The organism is Desulfosarcina ovata subsp. ovata (assembly GCF_009689005.1).
Lineage (GTDB): Bacteria > Desulfobacterota > Desulfobacteria > Desulfobacterales > Desulfosarcinaceae > Desulfosarcina > Desulfosarcina ovata.
Genome location: NZ_AP021879.1, coordinates 7,338,983 through 7,351,611 on the forward strand (window position 1 = coordinate 7,338,983; position 12,629 = coordinate 7,351,611).

At 54.8% G+C, this 12,629-nt stretch carries 11 protein-coding genes; 7 read left to right on the forward strand and 4 right to left on the reverse strand.

What is annotated here, in order from left to right:
- Positions 1 to 206: 206 nt before the first annotated feature.
- The 3 genes from GN112_RS32160 to GN112_RS32170 all read left to right on the forward strand — a co-directional run bounded on the left by GN112_RS32160 (position 207) and on the right by GN112_RS32170 (position 3,157).
- On the forward strand, positions 207 to 596 hold the full coding sequence (locus tag GN112_RS32160) for a universal stress protein (RefSeq protein WP_162459217.1): 390 nt from the start codon (positions 207 to 209) through the stop codon (positions 594 to 596).
- A gap of 30 nt (positions 597 to 626) precedes the next feature.
- Positions 627 to 1,163, forward strand: a complete 537-nt coding sequence (locus tag GN112_RS32165; protein ID WP_155313855.1) for a universal stress protein — start codon at positions 627 to 629, stop codon at positions 1,161 to 1,163.
- A 182-nt stretch (positions 1,164 to 1,345) separates the two neighbouring features.
- On the forward strand, positions 1,346 to 3,157 hold the full coding sequence (locus tag GN112_RS32170; RefSeq protein ID WP_155313856.1) for an SLC13 family permease: 1,812 nt from the start codon (positions 1,346 to 1,348) through the stop codon (positions 3,155 to 3,157).
- Positions 3,158 to 3,276: 119 nt separating this feature from the next.
- On the opposite strand, the gene GN112_RS32175 is transcribed toward GN112_RS32170, so the two are convergent.
- The 4 genes from GN112_RS32175 to GN112_RS32190 all read right to left on the reverse strand — a co-directional run bounded on the left by GN112_RS32175 (position 3,277) and on the right by GN112_RS32190 (position 9,126).
- Entirely contained in the window at positions 3,277 to 4,641 is a 1,365-nt protein-coding gene (locus GN112_RS32175; protein ID WP_155313857.1) for a sigma-54-dependent transcriptional regulator, read from the reverse strand.
- Positions 4,638 to 6,092 (reverse strand): sensor histidine kinase, encoded by a 1,455-nt coding sequence (locus GN112_RS32180; RefSeq protein WP_155313858.1) that lies wholly within the window; start codon positions 6,090 to 6,092, stop codon positions 4,638 to 4,640. The genes GN112_RS32175 and GN112_RS32180 overlap by 4 nt, the downstream gene beginning before the upstream one ends.
- A 315-nt stretch (positions 6,093 to 6,407) precedes the next feature.
- Positions 6,408 to 7,379 carry a cytidylate kinase-like family protein gene (locus GN112_RS32185; RefSeq protein ID WP_155313859.1) on the reverse strand — a complete coding sequence of 324 codons (972 nt, stop codon included), beginning with the start codon at positions 7,377 to 7,379 and terminating at the stop codon, positions 6,408 to 6,410.
- A 253-nt stretch (positions 7,380 to 7,632) separates the two neighbouring features.
- Positions 7,633 to 9,126, reverse strand: coding sequence for a sigma-54-dependent transcriptional regulator (locus GN112_RS32190; RefSeq protein WP_155313860.1), 1,494 nt, complete (start codon positions 9,124 to 9,126; stop codon positions 7,633 to 7,635).
- A 219-nt stretch (positions 9,127 to 9,345) separates the two neighbouring features.
- Between GN112_RS32190 and GN112_RS32195 the strand changes: the two genes are divergently transcribed.
- From GN112_RS32195 to GN112_RS32210, 4 genes are all read left to right on the forward strand, one after another.
- Complete coding sequence (locus GN112_RS32195; RefSeq protein ID WP_155313861.1) at positions 9,346 to 9,717, forward strand: response regulator; 372 nt, start codon at positions 9,346 to 9,348, stop codon at positions 9,715 to 9,717.
- A complete protein-coding gene (locus tag GN112_RS32200; RefSeq protein ID WP_155313862.1) occupies positions 9,714 to 11,492 on the forward strand; it encodes a sensor histidine kinase in 1,779 nt (592 codons plus the stop codon). Before GN112_RS32195 ends, GN112_RS32200 begins: the two co-directional genes overlap by 4 nt.
- The gene (locus GN112_RS32205) at positions 11,489 to 11,848 is read left to right on the forward strand and encodes a response regulator (RefSeq protein ID WP_155313863.1); all 360 of its coding nucleotides are present in this window, start codon (positions 11,489 to 11,491) and stop codon (positions 11,846 to 11,848) included. Before GN112_RS32200 ends, GN112_RS32205 begins: the two co-directional genes overlap by 4 nt.
- Positions 11,849 to 11,930: 82 nt before the next feature.
- The gene (locus GN112_RS32210) at positions 11,931 to 12,611 is read left to right on the forward strand and encodes a sensor histidine kinase (protein ID WP_155313864.1); all 681 of its coding nucleotides are present in this window, start codon (positions 11,931 to 11,933) and stop codon (positions 12,609 to 12,611) included.
- Positions 12,612 to 12,629 lie beyond the last annotated feature (18 nt).

The following is a 12,629-nucleotide window of genomic DNA, read 5'->3' on the forward strand; positions in this document are numbered from 1 at the left end:
TAACATTGCATAACATCATGAAAATAATGGCTATTTATAAAAGCGGCGATTAGCTGTTGCATATGGCAACGGCTGGTTCTTTTTCCTCTTGCGTGTCCATAAGGGACGATTTCCCTTTGATCCTGAGTCGTTATTGAACATTGAACCACATGGCACATGAATTGATAACTAAATTCGTCAAATCGTCAAACCGATGGGATCGACTGATGAAAACCGTTCTCTTTGCAACCGATCATATTCCACCGAACCCCAAGGCGTTGGACTACGCCCTGGTATTGTGCCGGCGGGTGGCGGCCCGGCTGGATATCCTGCACATCGTCCAGACGCCGAAGGCCGCGGATTCCGATCCGCTCAAACAGTTGCTGTCGGACCCATCGGATACGCCCATCAGCTATCGCTGCGAGGTCAGCGCTGAGGCCGCCGGACGGATCATCGAACGCTATGTGCGCAGGCACCGTAATATCGTTTTGACGGTTTTTGATCCCCGGCCCTGTCCGGATCCATCCGATATCCATAAAAAACAAAGCTATCCGGCGGGAAAAAGGGCCATGCCCAAATTATCCATCCCGCTGGTGCTCGTAAAAAAGGCGCAGTAACATCCAAATTTAACCAGGAGGCGTTGCGACATGAGAAATCCATTCAAAAGGACAAAGAAAAATTTACCCGCCGATACCCTCTCGGACTCGAAACAGCTGACAGCGGCAGTGGTGGATACTGAAGTGGCCGGTGACGATGGTGGCGCCGGCGGGGTTGAAGGCCGGTTGGTGGTCATGGGCAATGAAAGCGCGTTTTCCGATGAAGTTGTCGATTATGCCATCGATATGGCCCGCCGGATGTCCTATGAAATTCTGGCGTTGAACAGCGCCCCGCTTTCCTGTGATTCTTTCGGTCTTTTTTCCACATCGCGCAGCAAGCTCTGCCAGGAATTCCAGTCCATTTCCGAAAAAAATGGTCTGCGTTTTCGACAGGCCGCCGAAGCAGCGGGGATCCAATTTGTCCAGGTGGTCAAATTCGATGAACCGGAACAGGCCCTGGCCAGCGTCCAGCATGAGTATGGGAGCATCGAATTCGTTATCTCCGATGCCCCCACCACGGCCGCCGAGAACCGTCCCGCTGCAGACCACCGGCCGCGCAATGAAGTACTGGTTTATTCGATGATCTGATTGAAACAACCCATTTTGGGAGAGGAACTGAAATGAGCAGTCATTTTATTCTGTCCATCGGACTGATCCTGATTGCATTCAGTCTGTGTTACTGGTTCCGCAACGAGAAATAGGTGCCGTGAGCACACCGTCACCGGGCGGGTTCGGTGGCATGTATCGAAGAATGGAGAGGAGTTCGTTGAATGACCCCCGAGATGATTTTGACCATCATTATGCTGTCGTTTGCGGTGGTACTGTTTATTTTTGAATGGGTGCGGGTGGATGTGGTGGGGATTATCATGATGGTGATGTTGCCCCTGACCGGCCTGATTTCCCCGAAAGAGGCGTTCGTGGGGCTGAGCAGCAACGCGGTGTGCTCCATCATCGCCGTGATTATCATCGGTGCCGGCCTGGACAAAACCGGGGTAATGAACCAGGTGGCCGGGCCGATCATCCGACTCGCCGGTAACAGCGAGAGTCGTGTCATTGCCCTGATTTCGAGCGCCGTGGGCGTTATCTCAAGCATGATGCAGAACATCGGCGCGGCGGCCCTGTTCATGCCGGCCACTCAGCGGATCGCCAAACGCATGGAAATCCCGGTATCGCGAATTCTCATGCCCATGGGGTTTTGCGCCATTATCGGGGGCACGCTGACCCTGGTGGGGGCCAGCCCGACCATTCTGCTCAACGACCTGATGACCCTGGGTGGAGAAAAGCTGGCGCCCTTCGGCCTGTTCACCCAGACACCCATCGGTATCGCTTTGCTGGCCACGGCCATCATCTACTTTCTGATCTTCGGTAAATTCGTCCTGCCGGCCGCCACGGGAGAGGCCGATCGCGGGGTGACCGCGGCGCTGATGGAGGAGTACAAGGCGCTGGGCAACACCTACGAGCTGGCCGTGCCGGCTGACTTTGCCGGCCCCCGGACCCTGCAGGAACTGCACATCCGATCCAAATTTTTGCTTACCGTGGTGGCCATTCATCATGCCGGTGAAAAGCGGATGAACCTGACCCCCCGCAGCCACAACGAGATCGAGGCCGGAGATACCATCGCCATTGTCGGCAAAGAGAAAAACGTCAACCGCCTGGCCGAGGAATTGGGCTGGGAATTGAAGGACGGGCTGGATACCTTCGCCGAGAGCCTGGCGCGCACCAGTGCCGGCATGGCCGAGACCGTGGTGTCGCCGCGCTCGGAGCTGATCGGCAAAACCATGAACGAGGCCAACTTCAAGGACCTGTATAACCTCAACCCCATCGCCCTGTTCAAGGGCAACCGGATCTACTACACCGGCCTGACCCAGATCGCCCTCTCCATGGGCGACACCCTCCTGCTGCAGGGACCCTGGGAGCGGTTTCATCTGGTCAAGAATCAGCCCCAGCCGCGGGCCCTGACCTTTGCTACCCCTCTGGAAGGGGAGATCCTCAGACCTCAGAAAGCCAAGCTGGCCGTAATTTGGCTGGCGCTGGCCCTGTTGCAGATCGTCGTTTTCAAGATCCAACTCTCCGTGGCCCTGATGTCCGGCGCATTGGGGATGATCATCACCGGTGTGCTGAGTATCGACGAAGCCTACCGGGCCGTGGACTGGATGACGGTCTTTCTGCTGGCCGGACTAATCCCTTTGGGCATGGCCTTCGAGAAAACCGGCACGGCGGCCTTTATCGCAACCAAGGTGCTGGGACTTCTGGGGCAGCCCTCGCCCATCGTACTGCTCACCGCCGTCGGCATCATGACCTCCTGCTTCACGCTGTTCATCTCCAATGTGGGGGCCACCGTTCTTCTCGTGCCGCTGTGCATGAACATGGCGATGATGGCCGGCGCCGATCCGCGCATGGCCGCACTGGTGGTCGGACTGTCGGCATCCAACACTTTCGTGCTGCCGACCCACCAGGTCAATGCGCTGATCATGCGCCCCGGCGGGTACCGGACCGTCGATTATGCCAAGGCCGGGTTTGTCATGACCCTGCTCTTTCTGGTCGTGGAGTTGGTCATGCTCTATTTCTTTTACGGTGTTTGACAAGGAGGCGATGATGTTTACGAGAAAATTATCGCCCTGGTGTCGGCCATTCCCGGCGTGAAGGATATCGATTGCGCCATCGATACGCCCTATTATGTCTGAGCGGCGATTTTACCGGTTCAGGAATCATCCCAGCCAAAACGCTTTAGCTTGCGCCAGAGAGAGACCCGGTCGATGCCCATGATCTTTGCGGCATGGGTTTTGTTTCCCTCGGTTTTCTGCAGTACCCATTCGATGTAGCGTTTTTCCTGCTCTTCCAGCGTCGGTATGGCATCCCCGGCCGTGCGATAGGTTTCGATGGTGAGATTGCGGATGTGATCCGGGAGCTGATCCGCCCCGATGGTAGGCTTGGTGGCCAGGGCCACCGCGCGCTCGACGATGTTTTCCAGTTCGCGCACATTGCCCGGCCAGCTGTACTGGCCCAGCAGTTCCATGACCTCCGAATCGATACCGCTGACCTCCTTTTGCATCTCACCGGCAATGCGGGCCAGAAAGCGCTGGGCCAGGAGGGGAATGTCCTCGCGACGCTCAGCGAGCGGAGGAATGTGGATGGTGATGACATTGAGCCGGTAATAGAGATCCTGACGGAACTGGCCGGTGCGGGCGTCTTCGTGCAGATCGCGGTGGGTCGCCGCCAAAAAGCGCACATTTACCTGACGGGGGGTGACGCCGCCGACGCGCATCAGTTCCCGCTCCTGCATGACCCGCAGCAGTTTGATCTGCATGGTCAGGGGCATATCGCCGATTTCATCCAGAAATACGGTCCCACCATCGGCGACCTCCAGCAGGCCGACATGCTCGCGATCGGCACCGGTGAAGGCCCCTTTTTCGTGCCCGAAGAGCTCGTTGGCCATCAACTCCTCGGTAAAGGAGCCACAGTTAAAGGCCACGAACCGTTTGGACTGGCGGTTGCTGAGCAGGTGAATGGCCTTGGCCACAATTTCCTTTCCCGTGCCGCTTTCTCCCAGGATGAGCACATTCGTGTCCGAGGGGGCGACCTGGCGAATGGTCTCCCTGATTTTTTCCATTGCCGGGCTCTTGCCGATCAGTGCCGGTATGGGCCGGATGCGCTGCAATTCATCGCGGAGCTGCTGGTTCTCCAGTTGAAGCCGGCGCTTGATCAACGCCTCGCTGACGACCTTGCGCACCTGGTCGATCTTGTAGGGTTTGGCAATATAGTAAAACGCGCCGTCCTTCATGGATTTGACCGCCAGATCGACCGTGGCGTAGCCGGTGATGATGATCACTTCGACACCCGGCTGAAACGTCTTGCTTTTTTCCAGGACCTGCAGCCCGTCTACACGTCCCATCTTAAAATCGGTGATCACCAGGTCGAAGGGATGCTCTTTGATCAGGGCGACGGCTTTTTCACCGCTTTCCACACCGGTGACATCGTACCCTTCGCGATCCAGGATGTGCATCAGGTTCTTGCGCGCCAGGTCTTCGTCCTCAACAACCAGCAGCCGCTCTTTTCTCGTCGTCATCGGGTTTCCGAAGTCAGTCGGTTGGGTAGACATACGGTGAACGTCGTCCCCTCTCCGGGCCGGCTTTCTACGGAAATGCGGCCCTCGTGTTGTTCGATGATACCATGAGTGATGGAGAGCCCCAGGCCCGATCCGCGTCCCTCGGTTTTGGTGGTAAAAAACGGATCGAAAATTTTGCCCATGGTCTCTTTGTCAATGCCTGTTCCGCTGTCTGAAATTTGAAAGCAGAATTGTTTTTCGCCCACGGATTGCTCGGCGCTGATTTTCAGGCTACCGCCATCCGCCATGGCCTGCAAGCCATTTTGAATCAGGTTGATCAGTACTTGCTGAATCCGCTGGGCGTCCAGTTCAGCCCGGATGGTTTTGGGGATATCAATCTCTATGTCGACGTTGGCCGGAAGATCGCCCTTGATCATCTTGATCGTTCGGGTGACCAGTTCCCTGAACTGCGTGGGTTTCGGATTGAAGGCGCCCTTGCGGGAGAACTCCAGCAGCGCCTTGACGATATCCCGGGCCCGGTCAACCTGCTTTTCGGTCTCTTCAAGCAGTTCGCGTTTAAATTCCAGGTTGTCTTCCTCCAACTCCTCGATGACGATCTGAACCGAGGTGGAGATGTTGTTCAGCGGATTGTTCAACTCGTGCGCAACACCGGATGTCAGGGTTCCCAAAGAGGCCAGCTTTTCACTTTGGACCAGCTGTTCATTGCGCCGGTTCAACTCCTGGATCATGTGGTTCAGGCTGGTGACCAGGGAATTGAAGACATCACCGCTGGAGATGGCCGGAATGCCGGCATAGGCGCCCGAGGCGATTTTTCGAATGGCGGTTTCAATGGATTCCAGCGGCTGGTTGATGTTGAAAAACATAAAGATCGCAATGCCGAACGTCAGTACGAAAATCGCCGCCAGGGCAAAATAGAGATAGTACCCGGATTCATGCACGATCTGGATCACCTGCCGTCGTTCCTGATTGAGCATGGACTCAAAATCATCGGTCAAATGGCGGCCCAGGTCCCGGATGCGGTCCTGGCGTCCCTTAAGGGCGGCGTCGTTATAGGCGGCCGCCGACGTGGAGGAAAAGGCATCGGCACCGGGAGGTACGGTGACGGACTGCAGGGCCTCGAGATAACCCAGAAGCGCCTGGTTTTTCTTCTTTAGATCGCGCTCTGCCGTATAGCGGCCATGGACGTTGATGACTTCTGTGAGGCGGGCTTCGGCCTGCTTGACGTAATCAATGGAGTGACTAAGATCCTCGGAACTGTGGAAAAGGAAAAAGTTTTTTTCGAAACGCCGGGCCTCGAGGATCATGTTGAACACATGATCCTTTTTTTCGATGATCTGCAGCTTTTGGGTAATCAGCTGGTATTTGTAGTAGTTGAGAAACCAGATCAGCGTACTGATCATGATGAAAAGCGCAAAGCTGGCGATGATTTTTTTCCGGATGCTGATCGTCATGGATTTTTATTCCTGAAGATGAGTTGTCAGCATGAGCGTTGTATAATCGGATCAAGCGGCATGTCAACACGGATACAAAACAGGGTAACCGCGGATGTATCTTTGCTGGTGGTGTGATCGGAAACCCACCGCCCCGATTCAATCAATGCCAAAATGCGGTCGCACGGATGGAACGATGATGCCTGAAGTTTACGATTGGCGGATTCGCAAAAAGCGGCTTTCCCCGGCTTGCGGGGAAATATTCACGCCAAGGAAGTCATCCGATTTTCGGGTGACTTCCTTCCGGGTCCGCTTTCATCATGGCAATGCCATGAGCTATAGGAGTTGGATGGCGGGGCGTTGCTCACTTCGCACCTGGCGCGGTGACAATTCCGGGAACTGCTCCGCAGCCTGATCGTGAAGGCGCTGGCGACAACGGGCGAAGCTGCGGAATGCCAATTCGGCCGGAACTTCAAATCGGCAGCGGCGATACACATCGGCCTGAAAAAAATTGGGTCCGGGCTTGGTTTCCACCTGCCGGACCCCCTCGATCCGGCGAACCTGACGTTCCAGTTTCCTGGCCAGACGATTCAGGAAAAGCACCGGCTGGTTGACCGTCAGCCTGACGCGACCCTTTTCGGCTGTCGCGGACACATGATATCCGCGTTCGCAAAGAGACACCTCAACCTGGCTGGCCAGCTTGAGATCATCGAGTACACCGGCCGTGTTGGTTTGGGCCCTCATTTCAAATTGCACCAATTGCTCCAAAATCAGCCGGCCCGCTGACTCGGCATTCATCCGGTCCGAGGGAACGACCGTATCATAGGTGTGGGCATCAAACCGCTGGCCGTCGACCACGTGCCGGTAAGACGAGAATTCCGTGCGGTCGCGACGAGCGATCATTTTTTTCGCCTGGCGTTTATCCATGGGCGCGGCATGAAGCGCCCGCTGCAACCTGAAATCAGTATCAGCCGTGACCAGAACAGTCATGACCGGTGAATTTTGCCTAGGGAGCAAAAGCCCCATGAAGCCATGGAAGACGGCCGGCTCCTGGGCGAGCTTGTCCGCCAACACCGATTTCAGGTATGCCACGGACCGTTCAGCGCCATGGGTCAAGCGATTCAACACGCCACCGGATGCTCTCATACAGCGTTCCAGCCGGTCCGCCGGAATATTGAACCGTTGGCCTGCCGCCTCGATCAGATCGTGGTCGGATACGATCGGCCAACCGGTACGCGAGGCGATCCAGTCGACAATTTTCTGCGTTCTGGCAAATGCTTCCCCATTGATGCATAGGTGGGTCGTCATGGCTGCTCCTTTGCTAGTGGTAGTCAAGTATTTTTCGGAACCACCTTTAAGCAAGGTTTACGCCATTATTTTTCAAAATGATTTAACTCATTGAAATATAAATCTTTATTTTAGAACAGGGTGTAGGCATGCATCCGTGGTGACCGTTACAATGTGCAACGATAACCTGTTTTGATATACTAAAATAATTAAATATATCAGATATATAAATTTCGTTGCAGATAAATGAACCAGCTGTTGCGTATTGCAATGGTTATGGCTGCGGGATGGATTCGGGAGACGGGGCCGCATCGGCTTTGATGTTTTTCAGCTTGCGCCACAGGGCCGCGCGGCTGATACCGAGGATCTCGGCGCTTTTTGATTTGTTCCCTCCGGTGATGTCCAGTACTTTCAGAATGTACTGGTTCTCCAACTGGGCGAGGGTGGATAGGTCTTCGGGCAGGGCGATCGCGTCTATGCCTGTTTTGAGAAAACGTTCCGGCAGATGCCGCTTTTCGATGGTTGTGCCGTCGGCGAGGATCACGGCCCGTTCGATGATGTCGGCCAGTTCACTGACATTACCGGGAAATGGATAGGCCGAGAGAATTTCGATCACGTTCGGGTCGATGGATTCGACCGGTTTTTTGAATTCATCATTAAATTGCCGCAGATAAAAACTGCAAAGCAGGGGAATGTCGTCTTTTCTCTGACGCAGGGGCGGGATGATGAATTTGAAAAATGTCAGTCGGTCGTAAAGCGCCGGATCGAACTTCCCGGCAATGACCCGTTCGTTGAGATCGATTTCGGTCGCCGCAAGAATGCGGATATCGGTGGCTGTATTCTGTCCGCCATCGGCCTTCGATCGGTCGATGGCATCGATGATGCCGACCAACTGCGCCTGCATGGCCAATGGCATCGCTTCCACCCGATCGAAAAAGAGCGAGCCGACCTGACCGGCACTGAACATTCCGCTTTGGCTTCGAATGGCTTCGTAAAGATCGTTCTGCCCGTAACCGATCAGTTGGCGGACGAATTGGTCGCTGCCCAGATTCTCGCAGTCGACCGTCAGGAAGCGTTGACCGTGATGCCGGCTGCGGCTGTGAATGTGCCGGGCGATCCGTTCTTTACCGGTGCCGTTCTCGCCCTGCAGCATGACCGGGCAGTCCAGTGGAGTGACGCGTTCGATGCCTTTGCGCAACTCACGCATGACTGCCGTCTCACCGAAAATTCTAAGTGGTGTATCGATACCGGCCCGGTCAACGGGCGTTGTCGGTGAGGTCTGGGGGTAGGGGGCGCCTGCAAAATCCCGCTGGGAATGAATTTCGATGGAACTGGCCGACCCACCGCCCGACGCGCCACTGGTTCCACCGTTCGATGCGGAAGGGCGGATCACGACCACTTTGCCGTTTGTATCCAGGCCTTTAATGAATCGCCAGAAATCGCCCATCTCCTCCTTTTCGAAATAGAGGGTGTTGAGCGATTCGGTGGCCTGTTTGACCTTGTCGTTGCCATGCCCGGTGAGCAGCACGGTTTTTAAATCGGGTTTGATTTCCTTGAGCTTGGTGATCGTTACCAGCCCGTTCATATCCGGCATCTGAAGATCGACGATGGCCATGTCGATCGAGTTGCGCATGGCAATCTCGATGGCGCTGATGCCATTGGTCGCCGTTAACGGCTCCAGTCCCAGCACTTTCATTCGCCGGGCAATCGATTCGAGCAGTTTTTCTTCATCATCAACCAGAAGAACGCGTTTTGGCTGTACGGTCATGGTATCTCTTTTTTCCTCAATGTCACGAAATTTCAATTACACGCTAAAAACCAGAAAGCGTCGCTTGCCGGATGGACGAGCAGACTTTCTTTGATTTGGGATGACCATATCATAAATTAACAATAGACGACAAGAAAGTGTTTACAAATTAAACTTTTTATTTTATAGCTTCTATATATTTTACGATTTCGGACAGATTAACGAAAAAGATGTCGCAAAATGAAACATTATGATCTTTTGATTGTCGATGACGAGCAGCGTTATGCGGATATGTTGGCCAAGCGGTTGGGGCTGCGTGGCCTGAATTGCAGGATCTGTTACGATGGTCGAAGTGCCATCGACCTTGTCGGGGAAGCTGCCTTTTCTGTCATCATCCTTGATTTGCAACTGCCCGATCTGTACGGCACGGAGGTCCTGGAACGCATCAAGGCGCGCCGGCCCGACAACGTCGTCATTATTCTGACCGGTCACGGAACGGAAAAGGACAAACAGGCGTGCATGGCCTCAGGGGCGCATGCCTTTATGAACAAACCGTTGGATATCGATCGGTTGCTGACCATCATGGACCGACTGAAAACACGTTTGGTATGATGATATCCCTGAAAGAAATGTGGGCGGCCATTTGGCCATCGTTTCGTCACAAGGATGACGAGCACCTCAACACCTACTACACCTTCCATGATTACCGGCAGCTCTGGGGGATGGGGATTTTTGTGCTGATGGCGACAGCTCTCCTGCCGCTTGTCGTGATGACCTTCATCTACTACCAGTTGCTCGAGCAGTCGATTAACAGCGAATCCCTTCTGCGTACGGAACGGGTGACCTCGAACGCCCGCCGGGCAGTCACCTATTTTCTGGAGGAGCGTCTGGCCGCCCTGACGTTCACGGTCAATGAGATGAGCTACGACCGCTTGACCAACCCGGAGCATCTGCGCGATGTGTTGAGCAATCTGAAATTGGGCTTCGGGGGGTTGACCGATCTTTCCGTGATCGCCGATGACGGTACCCAGGTGGCCTATGCGGGGCCGTTCAATCTGGAGGGAAAAAACTACAGCGACCAACCATGGTTTCAAACGTGCAAACAGCATGGCGCCTGTGTCAGTGAGATCTTTTCCGGCTACCGTGACGTTCCCCATATGGTCGTGGCCGTCAAATCCCTATATCCCGATGAATCCCCATATTCCGACGGCCGCTTTTTCATCCTCCGGGCAACCCTGGAAACCGAGCGGCTGATCCAGATGCTGGCTTCCTACCGGACCGGCGAACATGCCGATATTTTTCTGGTCAACCATGCGGGTGTGCTTCAGACCCCCTCCCGTTACTACACCGGCGCGTCCAACCGGGTGACCCTTTCCTTGCCGTCCTATGCCGAACGGACACACGCCATGATGGCCCTGGACGCCGGTGGACGCTCGGTGGTGATCGGTTATGCGTATATCGATACCAAGATTGCCTCCACCACCTTTATTCTCATGGTTGTCAAGGAACGCGCCGCAATGATGAAGGTCTGGCTGGAATTGCGGCACCAGATCAACTGGTTCCTGGCGGTCAGTGCCATTATCATTGCCGTGGTCATGACTCTGACATCGACCTACATGGTCAAAAAGATTTTTCACGCCGATCACGAGAAGGCCAGAACCATGCTGATGGCCGAGCAGAATTGCCGGCTGGCTTCTATCGGCCAATTGGCCGCCGGGGTGGCCCATGAGATCAACAACCCCCTGGCCCTGATCAATGAAACCGCCGGTTACGTCAAAGACCTGTTCCTGATCGAAGAGCGGTACAAAGACGACACGGAAATGGTGGAACACATCGATTCGATTATCGACGCCGTGGAGCGTTGCGGTACGATTACGCGGCAGTTGCTCGGATTCGCCCGCCATTTTGATGTTCAGGTTCAGCCGGTCAACTTGAAGCGGATGGTCGACGATGTGCTCAGTTTCCACAAAAAAGAGGCCGAGTACCGCAATATCGCCTTTCACGTGGACATCCCCAATTCCATTCCGCTCATCGAAACGGATCGGGGCAAACTTCAGCAGATTATCCTCAACCTGGTCAACAACGCCTTTCAGGCCATTGACAATGGCTGCTTTCTGAAAGTGTGGGCAGAGACGGACGAGGCTGAACAGGTGCGCATCTTCATCCGTGACAATGGCTGTGGAATTTCAAAAGACCACCTCAACAAGATATTCGAACCCTTTTTCACCACCAAAAAAGAGGGCAAAGGCACCGGCCTTGGCCTGTCCATCACATACGGTCTGGTTCAAAAACTTCATGGCAACATAACGGTTCAGAGCCAGACGGGTGAGGGCACCACTTTTGTGGTTACGCTGCCCGTCCATATGGAGAAGGAAGTCCAATCATGAACGTATTACTGGTTGATGACGAACAAAAATTTGCCCTGATGCTGGCCAAACGGTTGGGGCTGCGAGGCATTCATACGGATGTTTTCTTTTCCGGCGAAGAAGCCCTGCGACGCGTCGAAGACGGCCAGAGTTACGCGGTGGGGCTTTTGGATGTAAAAATGCCGGGGATCGGCGGAATCGAACTGGGGCGACAGCTGAAAACCCTGGACCCGGAAATGAAAATCGTTTTTCTGACCGGCCACGGGTCGGATGTGGATTACCAGGTGGGGGCCAGCGAAGCCGACGGCTACCTGCCCAAACCGCTTAAAATTGAAGACCTGATCGAAATACTGAACCAATTGACCGAAGCCGATTGACGAAAATTGTCAATCCGCCGGGATAGGGGCGCGGCGGTCGTTCAACGGCGGCCTTCATCATGGGGGCGATACTGGGGGCAACATGGAAAAATTAAACGATCTGTTTGGATACGACAGCCTGGCTTTTTTTGGAAAGGTGAACGCCTCGATCTCCCATGAGTTGAAGAATGTCATGGCGATCATTTCGGAAACCGCCGGGCTGCTTAGTGATTTATCGGAGATGGCACAGGCGGGTACCCCCATCGGCGCGGATATGCTCACCAGCAGTACCGAGAGCATCATCGAGGAAATCCAGCGCGGATTCACCACCATCCGGCAGATGAACCGGTTTGCCCATAGTGTCGACATTCCCGTTGCGTCCATCGACCTGATGGAAATTCTGGACCTGGTCCGCAACCTGGCCGGATACCTCTCTTTTGCCGGAAAGATAAACCTGCATACCGGCCAGGGCGCGTCACCCATTGTTCTGACCAGTCCGTTCATTCTCCAGACCATCGTCTATCAGGCGGTGGTCCTGAATTTTCAGAATGCCGGACCGGGTGCCCAACTGGATATCTCCGTTCAGCCCCGGGACGATTCAAGCTGGCGGATTCTCTTCAACGGGTTCACTGTCAAGGAGTTCGAGGTGTTTCCCGATGATCGCATTCAGCAAATGGCGGAATCGATCGGCGTTTTCATCCATTGGGAGCGTGCCGCGGACCGGTTGGAGATATCTGTCCCGGTCTCTGCCCAAGGGCTTGCCGAGTTGCAGGTTTCACCGTGAAATCAGGGCGCAGGGGGA

Coding starts and splice junctions, on each gene's coding strand:
- GN112_RS32160 (WP_162459217.1), top strand. CDS start 207: ATGAAAACCGTTCTCTTTGCAACCGATCATATTCCACCGAACCCCAAG.
- GN112_RS32165 (WP_155313855.1), top strand. CDS start 627: ATGAGAAATCCATTCAAAAGGACAAAGAAAAATTTACCCGCCGATACC.
- GN112_RS32170 (WP_155313856.1), top strand. CDS start 1,346: ATGACCCCCGAGATGATTTTGACCATCATTATGCTGTCGTTTGCGGTG.
- GN112_RS32175 (WP_155313857.1), bottom strand. CDS start 4,641: ATGACGACGAGAAAAGAGCGGCTGCTGGTTGTTGAGGACGAAGACCTG.
- GN112_RS32180 (WP_155313858.1), bottom strand. CDS start 6,092: ATGACGATCAGCATCCGGAAAAAAATCATCGCCAGCTTTGCGCTTTTC.
- GN112_RS32185 (WP_155313859.1), bottom strand. CDS start 7,379: ATGACGACCCACCTATGCATCAATGGGGAAGCATTTGCCAGAACGCAG.
- GN112_RS32190 (WP_155313860.1), bottom strand. CDS start 9,126: ATGACCGTACAGCCAAAACGCGTTCTTCTGGTTGATGATGAAGAAAAA.
- GN112_RS32195 (WP_155313861.1), top strand. CDS start 9,346: ATGAAACATTATGATCTTTTGATTGTCGATGACGAGCAGCGTTATGCG.
- GN112_RS32200 (WP_155313862.1), top strand. CDS start 9,714: ATGATGATATCCCTGAAAGAAATGTGGGCGGCCATTTGGCCATCGTTT.
- GN112_RS32205 (WP_155313863.1), top strand. CDS start 11,489: ATGAACGTATTACTGGTTGATGACGAACAAAAATTTGCCCTGATGCTG.
- GN112_RS32210 (WP_155313864.1), top strand. CDS start 11,931: ATGGAAAAATTAAACGATCTGTTTGGATACGACAGCCTGGCTTTTTTT.